General features: G+C 55.0%; 24 protein-coding genes. 10 read left to right on the forward strand and 14 right to left on the reverse strand.

The window, feature by feature from the left end:
- Positions 1 to 147: 147 nt before the first annotated feature.
- On the reverse strand, positions 148 to 5,679 hold the full coding sequence (locus AC6I8D_RS01840; RefSeq protein ID WP_497819562.1) for a glutamate synthase-related protein: 5,532 nt from the start codon (positions 5,677 to 5,679) through the stop codon (positions 148 to 150).
- An 892-nt stretch (positions 5,680 to 6,571) separates the two neighbouring features.
- Between AC6I8D_RS01840 and arcB the strand changes: the two genes are divergently transcribed.
- On the forward strand, positions 6,572 to 8,923 hold the full coding sequence (arcB, locus tag AC6I8D_RS01845) for an aerobic respiration two-component sensor histidine kinase ArcB (protein WP_312055305.1): 2,352 nt from the start codon (positions 6,572 to 6,574) through the stop codon (positions 8,921 to 8,923).
- Between the two features lie 870 nt (positions 8,924 to 9,793).
- Positions 9,794 to 10,513, forward strand: coding sequence for a monofunctional biosynthetic peptidoglycan transglycosylase (mtgA, locus tag AC6I8D_RS01850; RefSeq protein WP_312759879.1), 720 nt, complete (start codon positions 9,794 to 9,796; stop codon positions 10,511 to 10,513).
- Positions 10,514 to 10,515: 2 nt separating this feature from the next.
- Here the strand turns inward: mtgA and npr are convergent, their stop codons facing one another.
- From npr to AC6I8D_RS01905, 11 genes are all read right to left on the reverse strand, one after another.
- Positions 10,516 to 10,788 carry a PTS phosphocarrier protein NPr gene (gene npr, locus AC6I8D_RS01855; protein WP_031375452.1) on the reverse strand — a complete coding sequence of 91 codons (273 nt, stop codon included), beginning with the start codon at positions 10,786 to 10,788 and terminating at the stop codon, positions 10,516 to 10,518.
- Positions 10,785 to 11,639, reverse strand: a complete 855-nt coding sequence (gene rapZ / locus AC6I8D_RS01860) for an RNase adapter RapZ (protein WP_003851114.1) — start codon at positions 11,637 to 11,639, stop codon at positions 10,785 to 10,787. The genes npr and rapZ overlap by 4 nt, the downstream gene beginning before the upstream one ends.
- 47 nt (positions 11,640 to 11,686) lie before the next feature.
- Positions 11,687 to 12,166, reverse strand: coding sequence for a PTS IIA-like nitrogen regulatory protein PtsN (ptsN, locus tag AC6I8D_RS01865; protein ID WP_312055303.1), 480 nt, complete (start codon positions 12,164 to 12,166; stop codon positions 11,687 to 11,689).
- 152 nt (positions 12,167 to 12,318) lie between these two features.
- Positions 12,319 to 12,606 (reverse strand): ribosome hibernation promoting factor, encoded by a 288-nt coding sequence (gene hpf / locus AC6I8D_RS01870; protein WP_312055302.1) that lies wholly within the window; start codon positions 12,604 to 12,606, stop codon positions 12,319 to 12,321.
- Positions 12,607 to 12,627: 21 nt separating this feature from the next.
- Complete coding sequence (rpoN, locus tag AC6I8D_RS01875) at positions 12,628 to 14,061, reverse strand: RNA polymerase factor sigma-54 (RefSeq protein WP_312055301.1); 1,434 nt, start codon at positions 14,059 to 14,061, stop codon at positions 12,628 to 12,630.
- Between the two features lie 48 nt (positions 14,062 to 14,109).
- The gene (lptB, locus tag AC6I8D_RS01880; protein ID WP_031375449.1) at positions 14,110 to 14,835 is read right to left on the reverse strand and encodes an LPS export ABC transporter ATP-binding protein; all 726 of its coding nucleotides are present in this window, start codon (positions 14,833 to 14,835) and stop codon (positions 14,110 to 14,112) included.
- A 5-nt stretch (positions 14,836 to 14,840) separates the two neighbouring features.
- Positions 14,841 to 15,392: a lipopolysaccharide ABC transporter substrate-binding protein LptA gene (gene lptA / locus AC6I8D_RS01885; protein ID WP_312055300.1), complete on the reverse strand. Its 552-nt coding sequence runs from the start codon at positions 15,390 to 15,392 to the stop codon at positions 14,841 to 14,843.
- A complete protein-coding gene (lptC, locus tag AC6I8D_RS01890) occupies positions 15,367 to 15,936 on the reverse strand; it encodes an LPS export ABC transporter periplasmic protein LptC (RefSeq protein WP_312055299.1) in 570 nt (189 codons plus the stop codon). The genes lptA and lptC overlap by 26 nt, the downstream gene beginning before the upstream one ends.
- A complete protein-coding gene (kdsC, locus tag AC6I8D_RS01895) occupies positions 15,933 to 16,499 on the reverse strand; it encodes a 3-deoxy-manno-octulosonate-8-phosphatase KdsC (protein WP_312055297.1) in 567 nt (188 codons plus the stop codon). The genes lptC and kdsC overlap by 4 nt, the downstream gene beginning before the upstream one ends.
- 13 nt (positions 16,500 to 16,512) lie before the next feature.
- On the reverse strand, positions 16,513 to 17,496 hold the full coding sequence (gene kdsD, locus AC6I8D_RS01900) for an arabinose-5-phosphate isomerase KdsD (protein WP_312055296.1): 984 nt from the start codon (positions 17,494 to 17,496) through the stop codon (positions 16,513 to 16,515).
- A gap of 16 nt (positions 17,497 to 17,512) precedes the next feature.
- Entirely contained in the window at positions 17,513 to 18,493 is a 981-nt protein-coding gene (locus tag AC6I8D_RS01905; protein WP_312055295.1) for a calcium/sodium antiporter, read from the reverse strand.
- Positions 18,494 to 18,720: 227 nt separating this feature from the next.
- On the opposite strand from AC6I8D_RS01905, the gene mlaF reads away from it, so the two are divergent.
- The 7 genes from mlaF to murA all read left to right on the forward strand — a co-directional run bounded on the left by mlaF (position 18,721) and on the right by murA (position 23,534).
- Positions 18,721 to 19,536: a phospholipid ABC transporter ATP-binding protein MlaF gene (mlaF, locus tag AC6I8D_RS01910; RefSeq protein ID WP_312055294.1), complete on the forward strand. Its 816-nt coding sequence runs from the start codon at positions 18,721 to 18,723 to the stop codon at positions 19,534 to 19,536.
- 4 nt (positions 19,537 to 19,540) lie between these two features.
- Complete coding sequence (mlaE, locus tag AC6I8D_RS01915) at positions 19,541 to 20,323, forward strand: lipid asymmetry maintenance ABC transporter permease subunit MlaE (protein ID WP_031375442.1); 783 nt, start codon at positions 19,541 to 19,543, stop codon at positions 20,321 to 20,323.
- 4 nt (positions 20,324 to 20,327) lie between these two features.
- Entirely contained in the window at positions 20,328 to 20,873 is a 546-nt protein-coding gene (gene mlaD / locus AC6I8D_RS01920) for an outer membrane lipid asymmetry maintenance protein MlaD (RefSeq protein ID WP_312055293.1), read from the forward strand.
- A 16-nt stretch (positions 20,874 to 20,889) separates the two neighbouring features.
- Positions 20,890 to 21,528: a phospholipid-binding protein MlaC gene (gene mlaC, locus AC6I8D_RS01925; protein WP_031375440.1), complete on the forward strand. Its 639-nt coding sequence runs from the start codon at positions 20,890 to 20,892 to the stop codon at positions 21,526 to 21,528.
- The gene (gene mlaB, locus AC6I8D_RS01930; protein WP_497819563.1) at positions 21,528 to 21,833 is read left to right on the forward strand and encodes a lipid asymmetry maintenance protein MlaB; all 306 of its coding nucleotides are present in this window, start codon (positions 21,528 to 21,530) and stop codon (positions 21,831 to 21,833) included. Before mlaC ends, mlaB begins: the two co-directional genes overlap by 1 nt.
- 113 nt (positions 21,834 to 21,946) lie before the next feature.
- Positions 21,947 to 22,204 (forward strand): BolA family iron metabolism protein IbaG, encoded by a 258-nt coding sequence (gene ibaG, locus AC6I8D_RS01935; protein ID WP_010251880.1) that lies wholly within the window; start codon positions 21,947 to 21,949, stop codon positions 22,202 to 22,204.
- Between the two features lie 67 nt (positions 22,205 to 22,271).
- Positions 22,272 to 23,534, forward strand: coding sequence for a UDP-N-acetylglucosamine 1-carboxyvinyltransferase (gene murA / locus AC6I8D_RS01940; protein WP_031375438.1), 1,263 nt, complete (start codon positions 22,272 to 22,274; stop codon positions 23,532 to 23,534).
- Positions 23,535 to 23,603: 69 nt separating this feature from the next.
- Here murA and AC6I8D_RS01945 read toward each other — a convergent pair whose 3' ends face one another.
- Together AC6I8D_RS01945 and ispB are read right to left on the reverse strand one after the other, a co-directional pair.
- A complete protein-coding gene (locus AC6I8D_RS01945; RefSeq protein ID WP_497819564.1) occupies positions 23,604 to 23,897 on the reverse strand; it encodes a helix-turn-helix domain-containing protein in 294 nt (97 codons plus the stop codon).
- A 242-nt stretch (positions 23,898 to 24,139) separates the two neighbouring features.
- Complete coding sequence (gene ispB, locus AC6I8D_RS01950) at positions 24,140 to 25,111, reverse strand: octaprenyl diphosphate synthase (RefSeq protein ID WP_031375436.1); 972 nt, start codon at positions 25,109 to 25,111, stop codon at positions 24,140 to 24,142.
- A gap of 256 nt (positions 25,112 to 25,367) precedes the next feature.
- Here ispB and rplU point away from each other — a divergent pair, with 256 nt between their 5' ends.
- Positions 25,368 to 25,679: a 50S ribosomal protein L21 gene (gene rplU, locus AC6I8D_RS01955; RefSeq protein WP_031375435.1), complete on the forward strand. Its 312-nt coding sequence runs from the start codon at positions 25,368 to 25,370 to the stop codon at positions 25,677 to 25,679.

Raw genomic sequence — 25,679 nt, forward strand, 5'->3', positions numbered from 1 at the left:
GCGACGCCGCTATCGCAGAGAGCCGCTCCACTTTCCACGCCGCCTGACGCGGCGGCGGGAAGAGTGGTGCTTCCTCTGCGTGTTACCACGCTTAATCCGGGTAATATCAATGAATAATATTCAGGTTCAATCAGGTCAGTCGCCCTGTCAGGACAGTTTTCCCACCGCCGCGGCAATTTCAGGCAATGCTGCACGCGCAAACAGCTCTTCAAAATCAGGCAGATGTCCCAGCACTTCGCGGTTACAGGCGTCCTGATACATGATCCAGCCATATGTCGCCAGGCTGTCCATCGAGCGGATGTTACGTTGCGTCAGCGCAGCTTTGTAATCGGACATCCGTTTGGTGCCGATCAGGCTGGCCAGTTCATCATCGCTGTAGCTTTCAATCGCTGAGCGGGCATGACGTTGCAGTTTGCTGACCAGCGAAAAGTCTTCGGTCATCAGCAGGTTGCGAACCGCTTTTTCTACCGCCGGATCTTCAACCGGCGTGCCTTTTGGCAGTTTGCCCAACGCCAGTTGCTGCGCGAAGCTCAGCACGGTGTAATTGTTGAGCAGAACAAACATCTCCAGCGTGTCGGTCGCGCCATAAGCCGGTACTGCGCCGTTGGCGATGGTTTTACCCTGACGCCAGGCGGCTTTAAACTTCGCTACCTGATGGCCAGCCAGCGCGGTCGACAGCTCTTCCAGCAAGTCTTTGCGGGTTTTGGCTTTGAGGATTTCTCCGCCGTCCTGGTAAAGCAGCAGCGAGCGCGGCATGACGTAGACAAAGTGGTGACACTCGGTTTCCCAGTTCTCCAGCAGCCACGCTGCACGCGGAGACTGCGTTGCCTCCAGATGCCAGTTCAGCATGGTCAGCACGGCCTGCTTGTGGACCTGCGCCATCTCATCCTGATCGGCGATTGAACCGAACAGCACTGAATCGCCGGCAGCATGGCTGGCCAGTGATCCATAGGGATCGTACTGATAGGCGAAGCCGCCGCTCATGCCATTACCGAACCCTTTACCGAAGGTGCCGAGGTTAAGAATGGCGCCGTTGGTCATGTACTCGCAGCAGAAATCGCCGACCCCTTCAACCACCGCCGTGGCACCGGAGTTACGCACCGCGAAACGGTCACCGGCCTGACCCTGCACAAACAGGCGTCCACCGGTGGCACCGAACAGTGCGAAGTTACCGATCAGCACGTTGCCATCGCCGTCCTGTGCGCCGCCGCCTGGCGACATCACCACCAGTTCACCGCCACACTGTCCTTTGCCAACGCCATCGTTGCAGGTGCCGTAGTGCCGCATCTGCATGCCATCGTTGCAGAATGCGCCAAACGACTGACCAGCGGAACCGGAGGTGGAAATTTTCACGCTCTCCGGTGCCAGGTAGTGACGGCCACGGTCGTCGGCCAGCACCGCCGGCATCGCCTGCAGTTGCTCTGCGCTCAGCTGATGGTTCAGCATCCGCTCAATATCGATCGCCAGCTGGCCGCCGACGCTCTTGTTGCGGTTGTTGAGTACCACGTTATCGCCCAGCGTGACGTCAGGCTTACGCTGTTCAACCAGCGCCAGCTTCAGTTGCTCTACCCAGCCATCATCCAGCTCGAAATCTTTTTCCAGGTAAACCGGATGTTCGATTTTCAGCTCCGGCACCACGGTCAGCATGGCGCGTAAATCAAGCTTGCCGACTTCCAGCGGGTGATCCATCAGGTGCAGCAGGTCAGCGCGACCGCGTGCTTCACGCAGCGAGCGTAATCCCATCCGTGCCAGAATCTCACGCACTTCATGCGCGACATTGAGGAAGTACTGCGCCAGCTGGCGTGGATCGCCATCAAAGGCTTCGGCATTGGTGGTTAAGCCCGCCGGGCATTTGACGTTACAGTTTTTCGCCATCACGCATTTCAGCATCATCAGGGCGGTCGTACCGAATTCAAAACTGTCGCCGCCCAGCAGCGCTGATTTCACCACGTCGCTGCCGGTTTGCTGAGCGCCTGAACAGCGCAGCAGCACTTTGTCACGCAGGCCGTTAGCGCACAGCGCCTGATGTACTTCCGCGATGCCGATTTCGGCTACGCGGCCGGTATATTTCAGGCTGGTAACAGAGGCCGCACCGGTGCCGCCGGTGTTGCCAGCTACGTTGATGACGTCCGCACCCGCTTTGGCAACGCCAACCGCGATGGTGCCAATGCCTTCCGACGAAACCAGTTTGACGATCACCCGTACCCGCGCGGCTTTACAGTCATGGATTAGCTGCGCCAGATCTTCAATCGAGTAAGTATCGTGATGCGGCGGCGGTGAGACCAGCTCAACGCCAGGCGTACCGCCACGAGCCGCGGCGATTTCCACCGTGACTTTAGCCGCCGGTAACTGGCCGCCTTCGCCAGGCTTGGCGCCCTGACCAATTTTAATTTCCAGCTCTTCCAGCATCGGATCGGCGAGGTAGGCCGCCCAGACGCCGAAGCGACCCGAGGCCAGCTGTTTGATGCGTGACGCACGGATGGTGCCGTGACGCGAGTAGTGTTCGCCGCCTTCACCGCAGTTGCTCATGCCGCCGACCATATTGGTGCCGTGTGCCACCGCCTCATGGGCTGGTGCCACCAGCGCGCCGTGACTCATCGCACCGGAAGCAAAGGTGCGGGTGATTTCACAGGCGGGCTGAACCTCGCTGAGCGGCAGTGAGGGCAGGGTAGTGAAAATACGCGACAGATAATCGGCTGCTTTGCCGTAAGCGGTCACTTTCAGGCCGCCATCGACCACTTCACTGCTTTCGATATCGTCGTTAAACCGCAACTTCAATGCGCGTGACAGGTTCTGCAGACGCTCATGCTCTGGCTTCAGGCCGGCAATCGCATCGGTCAGGCGCAGCATAAAGTGATTCAGGCTGCCATCCACCGCTTCACAGACCAGGCCGCGGATCGCAAAGCCGTTGTTGGTCAGCGAGTAGCGGCCCAGCTTGCGGCGGAACTCCGCTTCACTGTCGATGTGGGTCAGGTCAGCCGGGAAAGTCAGAATATCGCGCAGCGCCGCCGGGCGACGTTTACGCTCTTCATACATCAGGCTTGAGAACTGACGGTAATCGGCGGTGATGGTGAAATTGTTGATCACCTCATCCGGGATACGCTCGAAGCTGCTGTCTTTAAAGGTTTCCGGCTTGATGCCAAAGGCGTTGTCGAGCTTCGCCAGCGTCATCAGGCGGATAAAGTTATCCTCTTCACGCGCTTTATCGGCGAAGCGGATCGGCTCTTCAGTCATATCAATAAAGGTGCGCACCGCAATGGTGCCGTACGAGTGACCGGCGCCTTCGGCACGTTCTTTGAACAGACCGAGCAACGGCACTTCAGATTCACCCTGAATTTTCAGGGCGCTCTGATGCCAGTCGACCGCCATTTGCGCGATAGTAGCGAAACCCGCGCCGCCCACTGGGGTTTTGATATTCGGGAAGTACTTTTTCAGCACCGGATCGTCAGTGTTGAGGAAGTTAGGCTCAAAGAACTCGCCGCTGCTGTAGCTTTCAACGGTACACAGGCCCACTTTGCCCATGGTTTTCATCAACGCTTTTTCAGCCGCTTTGGCATAGCGTTTAAAGGCTTTATTGCCTTCTTCACCTTCACCGAACTTCTCTTCAGCGCGCATCTGTACGCCGAGCGGATAGATAGCCGAGGCACCAAAGCCCAGCGTGGCGGCAATGTGGTGCGACGAAATGCTCTGGCCGCTCTCCACCACCAGTGACACATCCAGACGCAGACCTTCCTGCACCAGACGCTGGTTGATGGCAGAGACCACCAGCAGCATCGGAATTGCCGCCTGTTTAGAAGAGATATGGCGATCGGTCAGGACCGCGATGCCGCCCTGGCTGCGAGCGAAATCGACCACCTGCTGCGCCAGATCGTCAATCGCCTTCTCCAGCGCGTTGGCGTTGGCGGTGGTGCTCAACAGATCTTTGCCAATTACCGGCTCATACAGCATCTCAAAGCGGGCGTACGGCGCGACATCCTGCTCACGTAAACGCAGCATATCGAGATGGCTCAGGATCGGCGAAGGCACCACAATCTGACGGCCTTTGCTGCGACCGAGATGCGGTTTAGCACCCAGCGCGACCCGCAGCGTCATGCCATCCACTTCACGGATAGAGTCCAGCGGCGGGTTAGTGACCTGGGCGAAGCGCTGAGAGAAATAGTGCGCCATGCCGCCTTCATGATCGGACAGACCGTTAATTGCGTTGCCGTAACCCATGGCGGAGATTTTCTCTGCGCCGGTGTTCAGCATCGGGTCCATCATGAACTTGAAGCTTTCCTGGTTGTAGTAGTAGGCCACAAAGCGCTGATAGGTTTTCAGGTCGCCGCGATAGCGCAGCGGTGAACCTTGCTGCTCAGCCGGAATGGCGGGCAGGTCTTCCAGTCCGACGCGCGCCTGGCGCAGCAGAGCCGGATAATCTTTTGCGGCGGCCAGTTTTTCCAGCGCCTGCAGCGTGGTATAGCTGCGTTTTTCGCGATGATCGAAGTAGAGCATGCCACCGGCTTCAATACGGCCGCGACGCAGCACGCTTTCCGGCGGGAAGGCGATCTGGCCCGCTTCAGACATCGCACCGATATACTCTGCAGTTTCTACTGAACGCAGCGGACGCAGGCCGAGACGGTCGAGACGCGCCCCAATCACTTCGCCATTACCAAAAATTAACGCGGCCGGACCGTCGTTCTTCTCTTCATACAGCGAGAAGTATTCCAGCATCGCGCGCACCTCCGGCGATAACGCACTGTCGTTTTCCCAGGCAGGCGGCATCATCGAAACCACTGCGGTGATCAGATCGAGGTTATCTTCCATCAGGCGACTGTGGATGCTCTGATCGAGACGCGAACTGTCAGACTGGCCTTTCGGCCGCACAATTTTCTTGCCGCGTGCCAGCGCCAGCGCTGATTCGGCGATGCGGTTTTTACGGTCGGTATTCAGTTCACCGTTGTGCGCCATCAGGCGGAACGGCTGCGCCATGGTGGTGTGCGGATCGGTATTGGTAGAGAAGCGGGTATGGAAAAACAGCCCACGCACCTGATGATCGGGATCGGTCAGATCCTTGAAGTAAGGGATCACTTCATTGGAATTCAGACGGGCTTTAAATACCTGGGTGCGTGAAGAGAGCGACAGCGGATAGAGACCGCCGAATTCACTCTTGGTAAACGCCCGGGCTTCGATGGTTAACAGGGCGCGGTAAATGCGTTGTTCGAAGTCGTTTTGATCGGCCACGTCCTGCGGCGCAGTGAAAATCCACTGCAGAATCGGTAACTGGAACTGCGCTGCCGCCGGACGCGTCACGCTGCTGTCGAGCGGCATGTCACGCTTCATGATCACCGGCAGATTAAAGCTGCTCAGCGTTTCATCGACCAGACGTTCTGCGTTAGCGCGCAGGTCGGCATCTTTCGGCACGAAGAAGTTGCCGACGCCGAAGCGTCCCGCTTCCAGCGGCTGGCCGGTAATTTTACGGAAGAAGTGCAGGGAGAGATCAACGTTGACCCCGGCGCCGTCGCCCACGCCTTCCGCCGACATCCCGCCGCGATGCGGTACGGTGCACAGGGCGCTGTGCGCCATCTGCAGAATCTCATGGGTCTGCTCGCCGTCCTTACGCGTTATGAAACCTACACCACAGCTATCACTGCCGGCTGTTGGATCATACAAGCCATAGGAATGAGGTTTGTTAGTGGACATTGAGGGTCTCCTTAAACTGCTTTTGACATTACCTGCACTGTTTCAGGGTCTGAGCGCAACTGAGGCGCACTTCATTTTCATCGCCATGCTCTGTCGAGCGCGCGTCATAGCCCTGAGCATTTCTCTCCAGACATCGGTGAAACGTCCTTAGTTGAGCTGCTCTTCGATTTCCGGTCTCTTAAAGGAGATGACTTAAACCACGCGGGAGTCTTCTTGTTGCATAGATATGCCGAGACACTGGCCCGTCAGGAAAGCTTTCAGCGGATTTCCAACTTATCGGGAAAGCGTAATCAGGTCAAATGAGGGGCTCAGCCGAGGTTATTGTGCTGTTTTTGATACTAAGGTTATGAATTAAAAAGATAAATAGGTTTAAATTGTGGTGCTTTAGCCGGTAGCGATCGCGCGATAAATGTGAACTGACTCACTGTAGTGCAGCCGTCATATCTCTGCACCATGCTGGTGAGTGGGGCTTTAACAGCATTTAATGCTGTTCCGTACCGGTGTTGCACAGCATGTATCTGTTTTTCTTATGTCCGATTATTTGAATGAAACAGCCAGGGGTTATAAGAAAAATTAATCAGGCTGGATATGATTAAAACAGCATTAAAGATGAATGAGTATTCATAAAAAGAGGCAAACCTGGGCAACAGAACGTCGACAGGATATTGAAAAAACACCGGGCAGAGGAGGCACCGTTTTGATCGGCGGCCTTACAGATTATTCATTTGGCACACGCAGTCAAGGGTTTTAAGCCGGTTGTCATAAACGTCGTCGAACGGCCGGCTCGATGCGCCATAACGGTGCATTACATCGCTTATCTTCCGCTGCGTGGCTGCGACGCTGGCCGGTTAATTACGCTATGATGAGCCTGTTTCTCTTCCAGGGAGTTTTTATGAAACAAATTCGGCTGTTGGCACAATATTACGTGGATTTGATGGTGAAGCTTGGCCTGGTGCGGTTCTCGCTGCTGCTGGCCTCGGCGCTGGTGGTGCTGGCGATGATTGTCCAGATGGCGGTCACCATGGTATTGCGCGGGCACGTTGAGAGCATCGACATGGTGCGATCGGTGTTCTTCGGGCTGCTGATCACCCCGTGGGCGGTTTATTTCCTGTCGGTGGTGGTCGATCAGCTGGAGGAGTCGCGACAGCGGCTGGCGAGGCTGGTGGATAAACTGGAAGAGATGCGCACTCGCGACCTGGAACTGAATCAGCAGATGAAAGAGACCATCACCCAGCTGAATCAGGAGATCACCGACCGTAAAAAGGCGGAGCAGGCGCGTGAGCAGGTGATGGACAAACTACGTGAGGAAGTCACCCGGCGCGAACAGGCGCAGATTGAGCTGGAGCAGCAATCCTCCTTCCTGCGTTCGTTTCTCGATGCGTCGCCGGATCTGGTGTTCTATCGCAATATCGACAAACAGTTCTCCGGCTGTAACCGCGCGATGGAACTGCTGACCGGCAAAAGTGAAAAGCAGCTGATCGGCCTGACGCCACGCGATATCTACGATGATGAAGCCGCCACCAAAGTGCTGGAAACCGATGAGAAAGTGTTCCGCCACAACGTCTCCCTGACCTATGAACAGTGGCTGCAATATCCGGACGGGCGTAAAGCCTGTTTTGAGATCCGCAAAGTGCCTTATTACGACCGGGTCGGCAAACGCAGCGGACTGATGGGATTTGGCCGCGATATAACCGAGCGTAAGCGCTACCAGGACGCATTAGAGAACGCCAGCCGGGAGAAGACCACCTTTATCTCTACTATCAGCCACGAGCTGCGTACGCCGCTTAACGGCATTGTCGGGCTGAGCCGTATTCTGCTCGATACCGATCTGAATCAGGAACAGCTGAAGTACCTGAAAACCATCCATGTTTCAGCCATCACACTGGGTAACATCTTCAATGATGTGATTGAAGTAGACAAAATTGAGCGGCGTAAAGTGCAGCTGGATAATCAGCCGCTCGACTTCACCAGCTTCCTCGCTGATTTAGAAAACCTCTCCGGCCTGCTGGCGCAGCCAAAAGGGCTGAAGTTTATTCTCGCGCCACAGCTTCCGTTGCCGCACATGATCTCCACCGACGGCACCCGCCTGCGGCAGATTCTGTGGAACCTGATTGGTAACGCCGTCAAGTTCACCCAGCAGGGCGAGATCGTGGTACGGGTGGCGTATCAGCCGGATGAAACGCTGCGCTTTGAGGTGCAGGATTCCGGTATGGGCATCCGCCAGGAGGAGCAGGACAAAATCTTCGCCATGTATTATCAGGTGAAGGACCAGCACGGTGGCAAACCGGCAACCGGCACCGGCATTGGGCTGGCGGTATCCCGTCGGCTGGCCCAGGCGATGGGCGGCGATATCCGGGTGCAAAGCGCGCCGGGGCAGGGCTCCTGCTTCACCGTTGAGATTAAAGCGCCCCGCATAGCGGAAGAAGTGGAAGACGAAGGCGTGGATGACAGCCTGCCACTGCCGGCGCTGCACGTACTGCTGGTCGAAGATATCGAACTGAACGTCATTGTGGCGCGCTCGGTGCTGGAGAAGCTGGGCTGCAGCGTGGAGGTGGCGATGACCGGCAGCGATGCGCTGGCGATGTTTGACCCGCTGGAGTTCGATCTGGTGCTGCTGGATATTCAGCTGCCCGATATGACCGGCCTGGATGTGTCACGGGCGATTCGCCAGCAGCATCAGAACATGCCGCTGCCGCCGCTGGTGGCGCTGACCGCCAACGTGCTGAAAGATAAAAAAGAGTACTTTGATGCCGGAATGGATGATGTGCTGAGTAAACCGCTGGCCGTACCGGCGCTGACCGCTATCATCAAAAAATTCTGGGATTATCAGGCGGAGTCGGAGGAGGAGACGGCGCGTGAAGCCACAGATAAAAGCCAGACGCTGCTGGATATTCCGATGCTGGAGCAGTATCTCGATCTGGTCGGGCCGAGCCTGATTACCCAAAGCCTGACGATGTTTGAAAAGATGATGCCAGGCTATCTTGAAGTGCTCGAATCTAATCTGATGGCGCGCGATCAGAAAGGCATCGCCGAAGAGGGGCACAAAATCAAAGGCGCGGCGGGATCGGTAGGATTACAGCATCTGCAGCTGCTGGCGAAACAGATTCAGAGCCCGGAACTGCCAGCCTGGTGGGATAACGTGGTTGAATGGATTGATGAGCTGAAGCATGAGTGGCGACACGATGTGCAGGTATTGCGCGACTGGGTGGCGGAGCAGGAAGCGTCGTCGGCCAGAAAAAAATGACCCCAGCCGAGGCCGGGGTGCGCGAATACTGCGCCAACACCAGGGAAAAAGTAGCGGCTGCTATGCTTTGAGTAATAAATGCAGCCGCGTGGTATTGGTTAACTCTGCCATCACCTTAGCAAATTCATCTGGACCTGTTAAAAGATTCATTAAAATGTGTGATGTTGAGCAGCGTTTAAATACAGAAAACATTAATTTGGCAACACAGTCAAGTAAGGAATCATTTTCCGCGTCGTATTGCGGATATTTTAATCAGTTATCCCACTTTTTGTGCGCTTTTAACCCGGCGCGAGCCGGGTTGCTGACCCGGTCAGGTGTTAAAGCGAAGCGGAAGGTGAATCAGGGCCACTGTTGCTGCTAACGCGCTGATATTGCTCATCCCCCGCCTGAAATGGCGTGATTTATCCAAAACGTTTTGGAAAGGGAAAAAAGATTTCGCTGATTTACGCTGTGGTCCATCAGGTCAGACCCCGACGAGTGGCTAAATCTTAAGCAATGCGCGGTGAATGGCAGCAAGATTCTGGTAAAAAATTTACCTGTTATCAACGCAGATTCAGCCAATTAGTGAAAAAAAGCGAAGACAGAAAAACAAGATAGTTAAGTATCGTAAATCATTAAAATTAATGCTTAGCGCAAATTATTAAATGTTTATCTGGAAAGGAGATTAGCGGAGGCGGCGAATGGAACCGATTCCTTTCTGACGGAAGTGCTTGAACTATTTCGATCTGTTGCCGCTTTTTAATGCAAAATGGATGCCTGTTGTCTGGAAACTGCATCGTCGTTTTCACCGATAAAGGCGATCCAGGATTTTTTTGCGTATTGATTACGCGGGTAATTGATTAACGCCTGAAACAAGTATGGGAAGATTGCATGAGTAAGCATAAAGGAAGCACCGGGCAACGTATTAAACGGATTGCTGTGCGTATCATTCTGGCGTGGCTGGGCATCTGGCTGGCAGGGATTTTACTGTTTTCATTTTTGCCGGTGCCGTTCTCCGCGGTTATGGTTGAGCGTCAGCTGGGTGCCTGGCTACGCGGTGACTTCAGCTATGTTGCCCATTCGGATTGGGTCGGACACGATGAGATTTCGCCGTGGATGGGACTGGCGGTGATTGCCTCAGAAGATCAAAAGTTTCCGACCCATTGGGGATTTGACGTCGCGGCGATCGAGTCAGTACTGGATAACAGCGATAGCCGGATGCGTGGCGCATCCACGCTGTCGCAGCAGACGGCAAAGAACCTGTTTTTGTGGGATGGGCGTAGCTGGGTGCGTAAAGGGCTGGAAGCGGGCCTGACGGTTGGCATTGAGACGGTCTGGACCAAACGACGTATTCTGACCGTCTATCTGAATATCGCCGAATTCGGGCCGGGGGTGTTTGGCGTGGAGGCGGCGTCACAGCGCTATTTCCACAAGCCAGCCAGCCGGTTAACGGCTGCTGAAGCAGCATTGCTGGCGGCGGTGCTGCCTAATCCGATCCGCTTCCGTGCCGCAGCACCGTCGGGCTATGTACGGCAGCGGCAGCAGTGGATCCTGCGTCAGATGCGCCAGCTGGGCGGGGAAGGATTTTTACAGCGTAACCGGCTGGACTAAGATTAATCCTCGTCAAAACCCGCTTCAAACAGCTCAATGACCGCGGCCAGCGCCGGGATCTCTTCCGGTCCGCTGGCTTCTATTTCAATGTGGCCGCCCTGGGCTGAATCGAGCATCAACAGCGCAATCACGCTGCTGGCTTCGGCTTCGGTGCCGGCTTCATTGCGCAGCAGCACTTCGGCGTCAAAGCTCTGTACCAGTTCAAACAGCTTCATTGCCGGTCGGGCATGCATACCCAGTTTATTTTTGATTTCGACAGTTTGCTTAACGGTCATGATTTACGCTTTTCCAACGTACGGTGGCGTGACTGTACATTCTTGCCGCGTGAACGGAAGTAGTCCGCCAGCTGCTCTGCAATGTAGACCGAACGATGTTTCCCGCCGGTACAGCCGATAGCGACAGTGAGATAACTGCGGTTGTTGGTTTCCAGCATCGGCAACCACAGTTCCAGATAACTGCGGGTCTGGTAGATGAAGTTGTGCACTTCAGTATGGCGATCGAGAAAGGCAGCTACCGGGCGATCGAGGCCGGTCATTGGACGCAGCTTAGGATCCCAGTGCGGATTCGGCAGGAAGCGCACATCAAACACATAATCGGCATCAATCGGGATGCCGTGCTTGAAGCCAAACGACTCAAACACCATTGTCAGCTCACGTTCACGCTTGCCCAGCAGCCGGGTACGCAGCATCTCAGCCAGCTCGTGAACCGACATTTCTGAGGTATCAATGATCAGATCGGCGCGCGAACGCAGCGGCTCCAGCAAATCACTCTCTTCATCAATGGCACTTTCCAGCGACAAGTTTTTACTGGAGAGCGGATGCAGACGGCGGGTATCGCTGTAGCGGCGAATCAGGGTATTTCGATCGGCATCAAGAAACAGCAGCTGGGGCGAAAATGAGTCGGGCAGGTTATTCAACGCGGTTTCAAAAATCTCAGGGGATTCAGGCATGTTGCGTACGTCAATGCTCACCGCTGCCGAGATGTTACGTTCCGCCAGCGAGTTCGCCAGCTCCGGCAACAGCACCACCGGCAGGTTATCAACGCAGTAAAAACCCATATCTTCCAGTGCGCGTAGCGCCACTGACTTTCCCGAGCCTGACCGACCGCTTACGATCATCAGCACCATGACCTTCTCTCCCGTTTTAAAACCGGCACGTGGCCGGTAAAGACGCTTTACTGCTCTGACTGGCCTTCTGTGATAATGGCATAGAGCTCTTCATCACTTTGCGCGGCGCGCAGACGACGACAGACGGTTTTATCCGCCAGACGCTTCGCCACCAGTGAAAGGGTGTGCAGGTGAGTTTTGCACTGGTCAGCCGGTACCAGCAGAGCAAACAACAGATCGACCGGCTGATTATCAACGGCATCAAACGCAATCGGCTGTTCAAGGCTGATAAACACCCCGACCGCACGTAGCGTATCCTCTTCCAGTTTACCGTGCGGAATGGCAATGCCATTGCCAATGCCGGTACTGCCCATGCGTTCACGGGTGAGAATCGCTTCAAAAAGCGTCTGGTGCGGCAGGTTGAGCTGCTTAGCGGCCAGTTCGCTGATAATTTCCAGCGCGCGTTTTTTGCTCTGGCAGTGTACGCCGCTGCGGGTGCAGTCGGACGAAAGCACTGTGCTCAATTCCAGTGTTAGATCGTTGTTCATTATCGTTTCACTTGCGAGTTAACCTGGCCATTTACCCGCAGCGTATCATGATGCTGGCGGTAAATGGCGCTTGCTTAGATGACAAAACGGGGCGGATTATCCGCCCCATCCTGTCGGCTCTGCGCGGCAGGCGCGCGTAGCTAGCGTGAAGGTTAGTGTTTTTTCAGTTTATCTTTGTGTTTGGTCAGCTGACGGGTGAGCTTGTCGATCAACCCGTCAATCGCCGCATACATATCTTCCGCTTCGGACGTGGCGTGCAGCTCGCCACCGTTTATGTGCAGCGTTGCGTCAGCCACCTGAGTAACCTTCTCCACCTTCAGCACAATATAAACCTGATTGATATGTTCGAAATAGTGTTCCAGTTTGGCAAATTTACCGCTGACGAAATCGCGCAGTGGTGCGGTGATTTCAACATTTTGCCCGGTAAGGTTCAGCTGCATAGGTCTTCCTTCTCATTTCTGTCAAACCAGCTGTTTGCGCTGGTTCGATGGCGGGATGGATAAAGACTCGCGGTATTTGGCGACGGTACGACGTGCCACCATGATCCCTTGATCAGATAACATGGAGGTAAGTTTACTGTCGCTCAAGGGTTTGGCTGGATTTTCCGCCGAGATTAATTTTTTCACCAGCGCGCGGATGGCCGTCGATGAGGCTTCGCCGCCACCTTCGGTATTCACGTGACTGGAGAAAAAGTACTTCAGTTCAAAAATACCACGCGGACTGTGCAGATACTTTTGCGTGGTCACGCGGGAAATGGTCGATTCGTGCATCTCAACCGCCTGGGCGATATCGGCCAGCACCATCGGCCGCATAAACTCCTCGCCCTGTTCAAAGAAAGCCTGCTGCTGCTCGACAATACAGCGTGTCACTTTCAGCAGCGTATCGTTGCGGCTTTCCAGACTTTTAATCAACCAGCGCGCTTCCTGCAGATTGCTGCGAATGAACTGGCTGTCGCTGTCGTTACGCGTCGCCCCGCTCATGGCGGCATACTGCTGATTGATCTTGAGGCGCGGAACGCTGTCAGCGTTTAGCTCAACCGTCCAGCGGCTGCCGACTTTACGCACCAGTACGTCGGGAATCACATATTCCGGTTCGCCGGTATTAATTGACTGACCCGGGCGCGGGTCCAGCGACTGAATTAAGGTCATCGCCTCTTTCAGCACCTCTTCTTTGAGGCGCGTCACCCGCATCAGGCTGCGAAAATCGTGGTTGGCCAGCAGGTCCAGATGTTCGCTGACGATCAGCCGGGCTTCCGTTAGCATTGGCGTTTCGGGCGCATATTGCGACAGCTGCACCAGCAGACAGTCACGCAGATCGCGTGCACCGACGCCAATCGGATCAAAGCGCTGAATACGTTTCAGCACCGCTTCCACTTCATCGGCCTCAAGCTCATCGTTGCCAATGCTGTCGAGGATCTCGTCAAGCGAAACGGTGAGGTATCCGGTTTCGTCGATCGCATCAACAATCGAGGTGGCAATGGCGCGGTCAGTATCGCTAAACGGCGTCAGCTCAACCTGCCACATCAGGTAATCCTGCAGCGACTGGGTTGTTTCGCCCTGATAAACCGGTAACTCATCATCCTGATAATCGGTCCCGGTACCGGATGGTGTGCCAGCGGTGTAGATTTCATCCCAGGTGGCGTCCAGCGGCAGCTCGTCAGGCATCTCTTTCTGCTCAAGCGCTTCACGGGTATCCAGCGCTTCGCCTTCGGGAGCCTCACGAGAGTCGATTTCATCATGCAGATCGGTTTGTTCAAGCAGCGGATTACTTTCCAGTGCCAGCTGTAACTCTTGCTGGAGTTCAAGCGTAGAGAGTTGCAGCAGACGAATCGCCTGCTGCAACTGCGGTGTCATCGCCAGCTGTTGGCTGAGCCTGAGTTGCAAACCTTGCTTCATAGACAGGATGGTAGTTCCCAGGTAAACATCAGTATTTACGACACCTTATCAGAGTCTGAACTCTTCACCCAAATAAACCCGCTTAACCTGCTCATCTGCCAGAATTTCATTCGGCGTACCGTGCGCGATCAGGTGGCCCTGACTGACGATATACGCCCGTTCGCACACCGCTAAGGTTTCGCGCACGTTATGGTCGGTGATCAGCACGCCAAGGCCGCTGTCACGCAAATGTTCGATGATTTTCTTGATGTCGATGACCGAGATGGGGTCAACGCCCGCAAACGGTTCATCCAGCAGGATAAATTTGGGGTTAGCCGCCAGCGCGCGGGCGATTTCGACCCGGCGACGTTCACCGCCGGAGAGCGCCTGACCCATGCTGTCGCGCAGGTGCTCAATGTGAAACTCTTCCATCAGCTCGTTGGCGCGATCCTGACGCTGCTCTTCGGTGAGGTCGTCACGGATTTGCAGAACTGCCATCAGGTTATCGTAGACGCTGAGGCGACGGAAAATTGAGGCCTCCTGCGGCAGATAGCCGATACCGCGACGCGCACGGGCGTGCAGCGGCAGGATACTGATATCTTCATCATCAATAATAATGCGGCCAGCGTCGCGCGGCACAATGCCAACCACCATGTAAAAGGTGGTGGTTTTACCGGCACCGTTGGGGCCCAGCAGGCCGACAATCTCGCCGGACTTTACCTGCAGACTGACATCTTCTACCACGCGACGGCCTTTATATGCCTTCGCCAGGTTTTCTGCGATTAATGTGGCCATAGCTATCAGTTACTCTTCTTTCCGCTGTTGGACGAACCTTTATCCTGCAGTTGCGACGGCACCAGCACGGTGGTGACGCGCTTATTCTGGCCCTGGCTGTACGCCTGCATTTTCTGCTCTTTCACCAGATAGGTAATGCGATCGCCCTTGATGTTGCTGTCCTGCTGCTCAATGAAGGCGTTGCCGGTCAGCTCAACAAAGTCGTTAGCCAGTTCATAGTGCAGTTTTGCCGCATGGCCCTGCACCGGCTTGCCGCTGTCCTGCATCTGGTAAAAGGTGGCAGGATTGCCGTACGCATCGACGATGGTTTTCTTGCTGTCGCCGCCCGGACGGGTTACCACCACTTTATCGGCGGTGATTTTGATCGAACCCTGAGTGACGATAACGTTGCCGGTAAAGGTCGCGACATTGCCCTGCAGATCCAGCGCCTGGTTCTGCGAGTCAATATTGACGGGCTTATCCGAGTCACCGGTCAGGGCCAGCGCAGGTACGCTGCTCGCCAGCAGCACGCTGGCGAGTAAAAGCTTAAGGCTATTTTTGTTCATTTTGAATTTCATAAGAAGTTTTGACCTTTTCGATTAACTCGGCGTTTTTTGTCCGTAAATTGCCGCGCATTTTCATGCCGGTGGAGTTAAAACTGCGGCCATACAGCGTCACCTGGTCGTCAGAGGTAACGTCCTGAGTGACAAGGTTAACCTGCGCATTGTCGGTTTTGACCCGGTCAAGCTGGGAATCCTGCGTCAGCGTATTCAGTTCAACATGACCATACAGATAAAGCATACGATCTTTGGTGAGCTTTGCCTTGTCCGCACGGAGTGTCCAGGTTGGCACTTTATTTTCGTCGTAGGTGGTCATCACCGGATTGTCGAACCAACTCAGTTCCTGATCCGAAAAGTAGGTCACTTTATCGGAAACCAGTTTATACGACAGCGCACCCTGCGGGTTGTAAACCACGGTGTGGGAATCCGCACTGGTATAGGTCGGTGCCTGATTATTGGTGGCAACCGGCGTATCCTCATCCTGGTTGGTAAGATTCCAGCCGATTAAAACCAGTGCAATCAAGGTCAGAATCAGCGTCATCCAACGCCTGCTTTTACTCATACTGATTGCCCTTTGGCATCCTCAAATTTATCCTGCGACATTAAGATCAGGTCGCAAACTTCACGTACCGCGCCGCGCCCGCCGGCAATGCGCGTCACGTAGTGCGCCCGCGGCAACAGCACCGGATGGGCATCCGCAACCGCCACGCTTAACCCCACTTTTGCCATCACCGGCCAGTCGATCAGGTCGTCGCCAATATAGGCGACCTGGTGATCGGAAAGAGACAGTTTATCCAGAAGTTCGCCATAGGCCAAAAGCTTATCCGATTGTCCCTGATAAAGATGACGAATGCCGAGCGTTTTACAGCGATCTTCCATCAGGCGGGCATTACGGCCGGTAATAATAGCCACTTCTACATCTGAGGTCAGCAGGCAGCGGATACCGTAGCCGTCGCGCACATTGAACGCCTTCAGCTCTTCGCCACTGTTGCCCATGTAGATCACCCCGTCGGACATGACGCCATCGACGTCGCAAATCAGCAGGCGAATCTGGCGGGCGCGGTCCATTACCCCGGCGCTGACCGGGCCATAGCAGGTTTCAATCGGGGGAGTTGCCAGTTGCATTGTCTTTTCCTGTTCAGACTACGCCAGCGCGCAGCATGTCATGCATATGTACCACACCGAGCAGATGGTCGTCATCGGCGACCAGGATCGACGTAATATTTTTGGTTTGCATCAGGTTGAGCGCTTCAACCGCCAGCATGTTTGGCCGTACGCGGATGCCGCCTGGCGTCATCACTTCACCAATAGTGGCGCGCTGGAAATCGATACCCATATCGAAGATGCGGCGCAGGTCACCATCGGTAAAGATGCCTTCAATCTTCATCAGATCGTCGACTATTACCGTCAAGCCGAGGTTTTTGCGGGTAATTTCCAGCAGTGCATCACGCAGCGATGCATCACGCGTGACGTGCGGCAGTTCATCGCCGCTGTGCATGATATCGGCCACGTGCAGCAACAGTTTACGCCCCAGCGCACCACCGGGATGGGAGAGCGCGAAGTCTTCAGCGGTGAAGCCGCGCGCCTCCAGCAGCGAAACGGCCAGCGCATCGCCCATGACCAGCGTGGCGGTGGTGCTGCTGGTCGGGGCCAGACCGAGCGGGCACGCTTCCTGCGGGACGCTGACGCACAGATGCACATCGGCAGCCCGGGCCATTGCGCTTTCTGGCCGGCCGGTCATGCAAATCAGGGTGATATTCTGCCGCTTTAACACCGGAATCAGCGCGAGAATTTCATTCGACTCGCCGCTGTTGGAGATGGCAATCACCACATCATTGTTGCTGACCATGCCCAGATCGCCATGGCTGGCTTCCGCCGGATGAACAAAAAAGGCGGGGGTGCCGGTGCTGGCAAAGGTGGCCGCCATTTTTTTGCCGATGTGGCCTGACTTGCCCATCCCCATCACCACCACTTTACCCTGGCAGGCATAAATCCGGGCGCAGGCGCGGGCGAAATCGTCGTTAATGTACTGATCGAGCTGCTCCAGACCTTCGCGCTCGATGCGCAATACCGCTTTGCCTGCGCGCTGGAAATCAAAAACTGCCGGTTGCTGATATGACATGATCAGTCTGTCCTTGTTAGCCGTCCATAAACGCTGGCTGTACCCACAGCAGCGTCACCCAGACGAAGAAACCACAGAGTAAAAGTGCGCCTGCCGTACGGCCAACGCGTCGGCGACGTAACAGGCAGAGCAGGGCGAACAGTACGCTGACGCCCAGCATCACCCAGTAATCACGGGCGAACGCGTGGTAATCGATGCTGCCAGGATGCATCAGCGCCGGCAGGCCGAGTACGATAGCAATATTATAAATGTTGGCACCGATCAGGTTACCGATCGCGATATCATCTTCGCCTTTCAGCGCGCCAGCGATCACCGTCGCCAGCTCGGGCAGGCTGGTCCCGACCGCAATCAGCGTCAGGCCCATCACCAGTTCACTGACGCCAAAATAGTCGGCAAACACCGTGGCATTATCGATCACCATCCGGGTCGACATTGGCAGGATAATCAGGGCGACCGCCAGCCAGAGAAACGCTACCGTATTGCCGCTCTCTTCGCGCGGTAATTCCGCCAGCTGTTCACGGGTCAGGGTGTCGTTGTTATCGCGTTCCGCTTTACGTGCAATGCGGATCACCACCATCAGATAGATCGCGGCGATGACGATCAACCCAATACCATCCAGTCGGCTAAGCTGGTTATCAAACAGCATAAAACCGCTGAGCAGCGTCACCAGCAGCATTAAAGGGAGTTCACGACGGATCAGATTAGAGTGTACGCTGAGTGGGTGCATTAACGCAGCGGCACCCAGGATCAGTAAAATGTTGGTAATATTCGAGCCCAGCGCGGTACCGACAGCAAGATCCATCTGGCCATGCTGCGCGGCGGAGAAGGAGAGAATCATCTCTGGCAGCGAGGTGCCGATGCTGACGACGGTCATGCCAATGATCAAGGGCGGAATACCAAACGATCGACAGAGTATCGAGGCGCTAAACACCAGACGATCGGCACCATAAGCCAGTAAAAGCAAACCGATAATCAGCAGTGCAGAAGCTACGAACATGAAAAATCCTTGCGTAAAAACCCCAGTCCGGTACGCCTTGTCCGGCGGGTTTCAGGTTCTGTGCGATATAACAGGCGCTGATTTTGACCGTCTGAAAGGCAAAAGTAAATTTAATGGCCGTTTTCGCCAAATGTTAGCGATAAGTTTCTGTAAAGCTATCGTGAATCAGGACCGAACAGGCTACCATCGTAACCCATGTTTACGCCCGATCCTTATAAGAGGTAATAATGATCCAGCAGCAGACGAATCTGGTTGAGGTTCGTGGCGTGAGTTTTTCGCGCGGAGATCGCCAAATCTTCGATGACATTTCGCTGACCGTACCGAAAGGCAAAGTGACAGCGATAATGGGACCTTCGGGGATCGGTAAAACCACTCTGCTACGCTTGATTGGGGGTCAGCTTCAGCCGACCCGTGGCGAAATCTTTTTCCGTGGCGAAAACATCCCGTCATTATCACGCGCTAAGTTGTATGAGGCGCGTAAAAAAATGAGCATGCTGTTCCAGTCAGGCGCGCTGTTTACCGATTTAACGGTGTATGAAAATGTCGCCTGGCCGCTGCGTGAACACACTCGCCTGCCGGCCCCGTTACTGCACAGCACGGTGTTAATGAAGCTGGAAGCGGTCGGTCTGCGTGGCGCAGCTCAGCTGAAACCAGCTGAGCTGTCGGGCGGTATGGCGCGACGCGTTGCGCTGGCGCGTGCCATTGCCTTAGAGCCTGAACTGATTATGTTCGACGAACCTTTTGTCGGACAGGACCCGATTACCATGGGCGTGCTGGTTAAGCTGATTGATGAACTTAACCACGCGCTGGGACTGACCTGTATTGTGGTGTCACACGACGTCCCGGAAGTGTTAAGTATTGCGGACTACGCCTATATCGTGGCCGGACAGAAAATTATCGCACACGGCACCACGCCGGAACTGCGAGAAAATAACGATCCGCGTGTCCGCCAGTTTATTGATGGAGAAGCGGATGGTCCGGTTCCATTCCGTTTTCCTGCCGGCGACTATCTCGCTGATTTAACCGGCTCAGGGAGTAACTAAACTGATGGTGTTGAAGGCGCTGGCGACATTTGGACGTCAGGGAATTGAAACGTGCGCCAGTTTTGGCCGCGCAGGGTTAATGCTGTTTCATGCGCTGGTGGGCAAACCAGCGTTCCGCAGACACACGCCGCTACTGATTAAACAACTGTATAGCGTCGGCGTGCTGTCGCTGCTGATCATCGTGGTTTCCGGTCTGTTTATCGGCATGGTGCTCGGCCTTCAGGGTTACCTGGTCTTAACCACTTACGGCGCGGAAACCAGTCTTGGCATGCTGGTGGCGCTGTCGTTGCTGCGTGAACTGGGGCCAGTGGTGACCGCGCTGCTGTTCGCCGGACGGGCAGGGTCCGCACTGACCGCCGAAATCGGCCTGATGAAAGCCACCGAACAGCTCTCCAGTATGGAGATGATGGCGGTTGACCCGTTACGGCGGGTGGTGTCGCCGCGTTTCTGGGCCGGTTTTATCAGCATGCCGCTGCTGACGCTGATTTTCACCGCGGTAGGGATCGCCGGTGGGGCGCTGGTCGGCGTGAGCTGGAAAGGAATCGATCCTGGTTTCTTCTGGTCGGCGATGCAGAATGCGGTTGATTTTCGTACCGATGTCGTTAACTGCCTGATTAAAAGCGCGGTGTTTGCTATCACCGTAACGTGGATAGCGCTGTTTAACGGCTATGATGCGATTCCAACCTCTGAAGGGATCAGTCGCGCGACGACGCGCACCGTGGTGCACGCGTCACTGGCGGTGCTCGGATTGGATTTTGTGCTGACAGCACTGATGTTTGGGAATTGATGCAATGCAAAGCAAAAAAAGCGAAATCTGGGTTGGCATTTTCATGATTATGGCGTTACTGGCCGCGCTGTTTCTTGCGCTGCGCGTCGCCGATTTAAAGTCGATGGGCACCGAGCCGACGTGGAAGCTCTACGCGACCTTTGACAACATCGGCGGCCTGAAAGCCAGCTCACCGGTAAAAATTGGCGGCGTGGTGATTGGCCGGGTAACCGATATTGAGCTGGAACCGAAAACGCTGCTGCCGCGTGTCACCATGGACATCAGCGATCAGTACGCCAACAAAATTTCAGACACCAGTTCGCTGGCGATCCGCACGCAGGGACTGCTGGGGGAACAATTTCTGGCGCTCAATTTAGGCTTCGACGATCCTGAACTGGGTTCGTCGATGCTGAAAGATGGCGACACGCTACGTGACACCAAGTCGGCGATGGTACTGGAAGACCTGATTGGTCAGTTCCTCTACAAGAGCGGCGACAACAAACAGAATAATGACAGTAAGGATGCGCAGGGCAGTGAAAATGCCGCGCCTGCGGAACCGGCTCAACCTTAAAACAAGAGGGTATACTATGTTTAAACGTTTACTGATGATTGCCATGCTGGTGGTGGCGGTGCCGCTGACGGCCAATGCGGCGGCCGACCAGAGCAATCCCTACAAACTGATGAACGAAGCGGCGCAGAAGACCTTCACCCGTCTTAAGAATGAGCAGCCGAAAATCAAGCAGGACCCGAACTACCTGCGTGACATTGTGCGTCAGGAACTGCTGCCATATGTGCAGATTAAATATGCCGGCGCACTGGTGCTGGGCCGCTACTACCGCGACTCTACACCGGCACAGCGCGAAGCCTATTTCAGCGCCTTTGGTGATTATCTGGCGCAGGCTTATGGCCAGGCCTTAGCGCTGTATCACGGTCAGACCTATCAGATTCAGCCTGAACAGCCGTTAGGTGACGCTAAAATTGTCGCGATCCGCGTTTCGATTATCGACCCGAATGGCCGTCCTCCGGTTCGCCTCGACTTCCAGTGGCGCAAGAACAGTCAGACCGGCAACTGGCAGGCGTATGACATGATCGCCGAAGGCGTCAGCATGATCACCACCAAGCAAAATGAGTGGAGCGATCTGTTACGGACCAAAGGCATTGATGGCCTGACCGCGCAGCTGAAATCATCCGCAGCGCAGCCGATTACGCTGGATAAACAGCAATAATGCGCGAATCGTTAAGCTGGCAGCGTGAAGCCAGCACGCTATTACTGAAAGGCGAGCTGGACCGCGATACGCTGCTCAGCCTGTGGCAGCAGCGCGACACGCTGATTAAAGATGTTGATATTATTGATGTCGCCGCGCTGGAGCGGGTCGACTCCTCCGGGCTGGCCCTGCTGGTGCATCTGCGCGAAATCGCCCGATCCCAGGGCATTACGCCCCGGTTTGCCGGCATCAGCGATAAACTGCAGTCGCTGATTACCCTTTACAATCTGCAACAGATTATTGTTTCTGCGGATAAAAGCGCCTGATTTCCGGTCGTTACGCTAAGCCCCTGTTTTACACAGGGGCTTTTGCGTATTTAAGAGTCAGCCGCTTTCCTCTAAGATGTCTCCCTTATTATTATCAGGTGAAGTTAAGCGCAATGGAAAACAGTGAAATTCAGGCCGTGCTGATGGCAGCATTGCCTTTAGATGAAGTGCATGTGATGAGCAATGATGGCAGCCACTTTCAGGTTATCGCCGTAGGCGAACTGTTTGGTGAGCTGAGCCGTGTTAAGAAGCAGCAGGCTGTTTACGCGCCGCTGATGGAGTTCATCGCGGACAACCGCATTCATGCTGTCTCCATCAAAACCTATACTCCCGCTGAATGGGCGCGTGACCGTAAACTCAACGGTTTCTGATCCGTCAGCCTGGTGAACTCGCGGTGCGCGAGTCCAACCTTTAGCTAGTTAATTGAGAGCCGTGTTAATGGACAAATTTCGTGTGCAAGGCCCCACCCGCTTAAGTGGTGAAGTAACCATTTCCGGGGCGAAGAACGCCGCGCTGCCTATTCTGTTTGCTGCCCTGCTGGCTGAAGAGCCGGTCGAGATCCAGAACGTGCCGAAGCTGCGCGACATCGATACCACCATGAAGCTGCTGAGCCAGCTGGGTGCGAAGGTGGAGCGCAACGGTTCTGTGCATGTCGATGCCAGCGCGGTAGACGTATTCTGTGCCCCTTACGACCTGGTGAAAACTATGCGTGCCTCGATCTGGGCGCTGGGTCCGCTGGTGGCGCGTTTTGGTCAGGGACAGGTTTCCCTGCCGGGTGGCTGCGCAATTGGCGCGCGTCCGGTCGACCTGCATATTACCGGCCTTGAGCAGCTGGGTGCCGAGATCAAACTGGAAGAAGGCTACGTTAAAGCGTCCGTCAACGGCCGTCTGAAAGGCGCGCTGATCGTGATGGATAAAATCAGCGTCGGTGCGACCGTCACCATCATGAGCGCCGCGACGCTGGCAACCGGCACGACGGTGATTGAGAATGCCGCCCGTGAGCCAGAAATTGTCGATACCGCCAACTTCCTGAACACCCTCGGCGCAAAAATCAGCGGCGCAGGCACCGATAAAATCACCATCGAAGGCGTTGAACGTCTGGGTGGCGGGGTTTATCGCGTACTGCCAGACCGTATTGAGACCGGCACCTTCCTGGTAGCGGCCGCCATTTCAGGTGGCAAAGTGGTCTGTCATAAAACGCAGCCCGATACGCTGGATGCCGTCCTGGCGAAACTGCGTGACGCGGGTGCGGATATCGAAACCGGTGAAGACTGGATCAGCCTGGATATGCATGGCAAGCGGCCAAAAGCGGTTAACGTCCGCACCGCACCGCATCCGGGTTTCCCAACCGATATGCAGGCGCAGTTCACGCTGCTTAACCTGGTCGCAGAAGGCACTGGCCTGATCACCGAAACTATCTTTGAAAACCGCTTCATGCACATCCCGGAATTAATTCGTATGGGTGCGCACGCGGAAATTGAGAGCAATACCGCGATTTGTCACGGCGTTGAAACGCTGTCTGGCGCGCAGGTAATGGCCACCGATTTACGTGCGTCTGCCAGCCTGGTACTGGCGGGTTGCATCGCGGAAGGCACCACGCTGGTCGATCGTATCTATCATATCGATCGTGGCTATGAACACATCGAAGATAAACTGAAAGCGATGGGTGCGAATATTGAGCGCGTAAGCGGCGACGAATAATCCCGCTTCGCGGCAAGACCATGAGCCAGCTCCGGCATCCGGAGCTGGTTTTTTTTCGCCGGGTAAGAACTAAAGATCGCTGTGATCGATAGGTTGATCGGGCAGCGATCGGATCCGTTTCTTACGATCCAGCAGGCAATGCGTATCGGCATCGTAGTAGCGGCTGGGCCAGATCTCGGCGGGATGGATAGCAATCGCCTCGGCAATCAGCCACTCACCCTTGGGCCACGGTCGCGACAGCGCATTGGCCAGGGTTGATGAACTCAGGCCTGCCGAGCGTGACAGCGCGGCCAGCGTCGTGCCGCGCTTGTGTAAGGCGGCGATAATGTCGGCGGGATGCCAGTCTTCAATCCTTTTCTGCATAAACCTGTTCTCCTTTTCCGTGTTATTGCGTCACCCAGACGGGTGCCGGCTTTCCTTTTTGCAATGTTATCTGGAAAGTTAGTGGGATTTATAGCAAATAGCTTCCATATGTTTCCAGTAAAATTTGGATCTTAAGCCAGATCTGCGTGAACCCGCGCAAAAGAGGTGCAACCAGAGAAAGAAGCGTGAAAGAAGTGGGAGCAGATAAACAAAAACGGAGCCAGGGCTGGCTCCGTCAGGGATTAGAAATCGCGTTGAACGGACATGTGCGCCAGCGACTCCAGCGCGCTGCGCCACGGCGTTTCCGGCAGGATTTTCAATGCTTCAATGGCCTTATCCGCTTCCTGTTCCGCACGCTTGCGCGTCCATTCCAGCGAGCCGCACTGATTCATTGCTTCCAGCACCGGCTCCAGCAGATGCCGGCCATTGCCTTGTTCAATTGCTTCTCTGATCATCTTCGCCTGATCCGGCGATCCGTGCTGCATCGCATGCAGTAACGGCAGCGTCGGTTTCCCTTCGCTCAGATCGTCGCCGGTATTTTTACCCAGTGTTTCACCGTCGGCACTGTAATCCAGTAAATCGTCAATTAACTGGAAAGCGGTACCCAGATAACGTCCATAATCCTGCAGCGCTTTTTCCTCTTCCGGTGTGGCTTCCGCCAGAATCGCGGACGCCTGCGATGCCGCTTCGAACAGGCGCGCAGTCTTGCTGTAAATCACGCGCATGTAGCTCTCTTCCGTGATGTCAGGATCGTTCACGTTCATCAGCTGCAGCACTTCGCCTTCAGCAATCACGTTTACCGCTTCCGACATCAGCGCCAGAATGCGCAATGAGCCCATGCTGGTCATCATCTGGAAGGCACGGGTGTAGATAAAATCACCGACCAGCACGCTCGCCGCATTGCCGAACGCCGCATTGGCGGTGGCTTTGCCACGACGCATATCGGATTCATCCACCACATCGTCATGCAACAGCGTGGCGGTATGGATAAATTCGATCAGCGCCGCATTGGTAACGTGCAGATCGCCCTTGTAACCCATGGCGCGTGCGGATAGCACGGCGATCATGGGGCGGATACGCTTGCCCCCACCACTGATGATGTAATAGCCCAACTGGTTGATGAGCGAGACATCTGAATTCAGCTGGTCGAGGATGGTCTGGTTAACGGCAGCCATATCCTGTGCGGTTAATTCATTAATCTGTTCTAAGTTCATTCGTCTTTTCAGCTATGACTCGTTTCTCTGCCATGGTAAGTGCTTTTACCCAGCCAGCGTTCAGGTAATCTGTTACTGATTGTACTTGAATTTTCTGGTTGAGGAACGTTTGCGTTCGGCCTGTGTTTTTTTTCTGCAAGAGAGTGCAAAGTGCTCTTGTCTTCTCCTGGAGTTTTGCGTAGAATTCGCGCCCTATTGTGAATATTTAGCGCGCCGCCTGATGAACTAAAAGGCAAGCGCAGAAGCGGAGTTTTATATGTACGCGGTTTTCCAAAGTGGTGGTAAACAACACCGAGTAAGCGAAGGTCAGACCGTTCGCCTGGAAAAGCTGGACATCGCAACCGGTGAAACCATTGAGTTTGACCAGGTTCTGATGATTGCCAATGGCGAAGACGTGAAAATCGGCGCGCCACTGGTTTCAGGCGGTATGATCAAGGCGGAAGTTGTTGCTCATGGTCGTGGCGAGAAAATTAAGATCGTTAAGTTTCGTCGTCGTAAACACTACCGTAAGCAGCAAGGCCACCGTCAGTGGTTCACTGATGTGAAAATCACTGGCATCACTGCCTAA

This window comes from Pantoea sp. X-Soil-MYKO-1785, from assembly GCF_059730675.1.

What these genes read in the sequence shown, in the direction of transcription:
- AC6I8D_RS01840 (WP_497819562.1), bottom strand. Translation starts at nt 5,679, where the DNA reads ATGTCCACTAACAAACCTCATTCCTATGGCTTGTATGATCCAACAGCC.
- rapZ (WP_003851114.1), bottom strand. Translation starts at nt 11,639, where the DNA reads ATGGTGCTGATGATCGTAAGCGGTCGGTCAGGCTCGGGAAAGTCAGTG.
- hpf (WP_312055302.1), bottom strand. Translation starts at nt 12,606, where the DNA reads ATGCAGCTGAACCTTACCGGGCAAAATGTTGAAATCACCGCACCACTG.
- ibaG (WP_010251880.1), top strand. Translation starts at nt 21,947, where the DNA reads ATGGAAAACAGTGAAATTCAGGCCGTGCTGATGGCAGCATTGCCTTTA.
- mlaB (WP_497819563.1), top strand. Translation starts at nt 21,528, where the DNA reads ATGCGCGAATCGTTAAGCTGGCAGCGTGAAGCCAGCACGCTATTACTG.
- mlaC (WP_031375440.1), top strand. Translation starts at nt 20,890, where the DNA reads ATGTTTAAACGTTTACTGATGATTGCCATGCTGGTGGTGGCGGTGCCG.
- lptA (WP_312055300.1), bottom strand. Translation starts at nt 15,392, where the DNA reads ATGAAATTCAAAATGAACAAAAATAGCCTTAAGCTTTTACTCGCCAGC.
- mlaF (WP_312055294.1), top strand. Translation starts at nt 18,721, where the DNA reads ATGATCCAGCAGCAGACGAATCTGGTTGAGGTTCGTGGCGTGAGTTTT.
- AC6I8D_RS01905 (WP_312055295.1), bottom strand. Translation starts at nt 18,493, where the DNA reads ATGTTCGTAGCTTCTGCACTGCTGATTATCGGTTTGCTTTTACTGGCT.
- kdsC (WP_312055297.1), bottom strand. Translation starts at nt 16,499, where the DNA reads ATGCAACTGGCAACTCCCCCGATTGAAACCTGCTATGGCCCGGTCAGC.
- npr (WP_031375452.1), bottom strand. Translation starts at nt 10,788, where the DNA reads ATGACCGTTAAGCAAACTGTCGAAATCAAAAATAAACTGGGTATGCAT.
- rplU (WP_031375435.1), top strand. Translation starts at nt 25,368, where the DNA reads ATGTACGCGGTTTTCCAAAGTGGTGGTAAACAACACCGAGTAAGCGAA.
- mlaE (WP_031375442.1), top strand. Translation starts at nt 19,541, where the DNA reads ATGGTGTTGAAGGCGCTGGCGACATTTGGACGTCAGGGAATTGAAACG.
- lptC (WP_312055299.1), bottom strand. Translation starts at nt 15,936, where the DNA reads ATGAGTAAAAGCAGGCGTTGGATGACGCTGATTCTGACCTTGATTGCA.
- lptB (WP_031375449.1), bottom strand. Translation starts at nt 14,835, where the DNA reads ATGGCCACATTAATCGCAGAAAACCTGGCGAAGGCATATAAAGGCCGT.
- murA (WP_031375438.1), top strand. Translation starts at nt 22,272, where the DNA reads ATGGACAAATTTCGTGTGCAAGGCCCCACCCGCTTAAGTGGTGAAGTA.
- rpoN (WP_312055301.1), bottom strand. Translation starts at nt 14,061, where the DNA reads ATGAAGCAAGGTTTGCAACTCAGGCTCAGCCAACAGCTGGCGATGACA.
- mlaD (WP_312055293.1), top strand. Translation starts at nt 20,328, where the DNA reads ATGCAAAGCAAAAAAAGCGAAATCTGGGTTGGCATTTTCATGATTATG.
- ptsN (WP_312055303.1), bottom strand. Translation starts at nt 12,166, where the DNA reads ATGAACAACGATCTAACACTGGAATTGAGCACAGTGCTTTCGTCCGAC.
- mtgA (WP_312759879.1), top strand. Translation starts at nt 9,794, where the DNA reads ATGAGTAAGCATAAAGGAAGCACCGGGCAACGTATTAAACGGATTGCT.
- AC6I8D_RS01945 (WP_497819564.1), bottom strand. Translation starts at nt 23,897, where the DNA reads ATGCAGAAAAGGATTGAAGACTGGCATCCCGCCGACATTATCGCCGCC.
- ispB (WP_031375436.1), bottom strand. Translation starts at nt 25,111, where the DNA reads ATGAACTTAGAACAGATTAATGAATTAACCGCACAGGATATGGCTGCC.
- arcB (WP_312055305.1), top strand. Translation starts at nt 6,572, where the DNA reads ATGAAACAAATTCGGCTGTTGGCACAATATTACGTGGATTTGATGGTG.
- kdsD (WP_312055296.1), bottom strand. Translation starts at nt 17,496, where the DNA reads ATGTCATATCAGCAACCGGCAGTTTTTGATTTCCAGCGCGCAGGCAAA.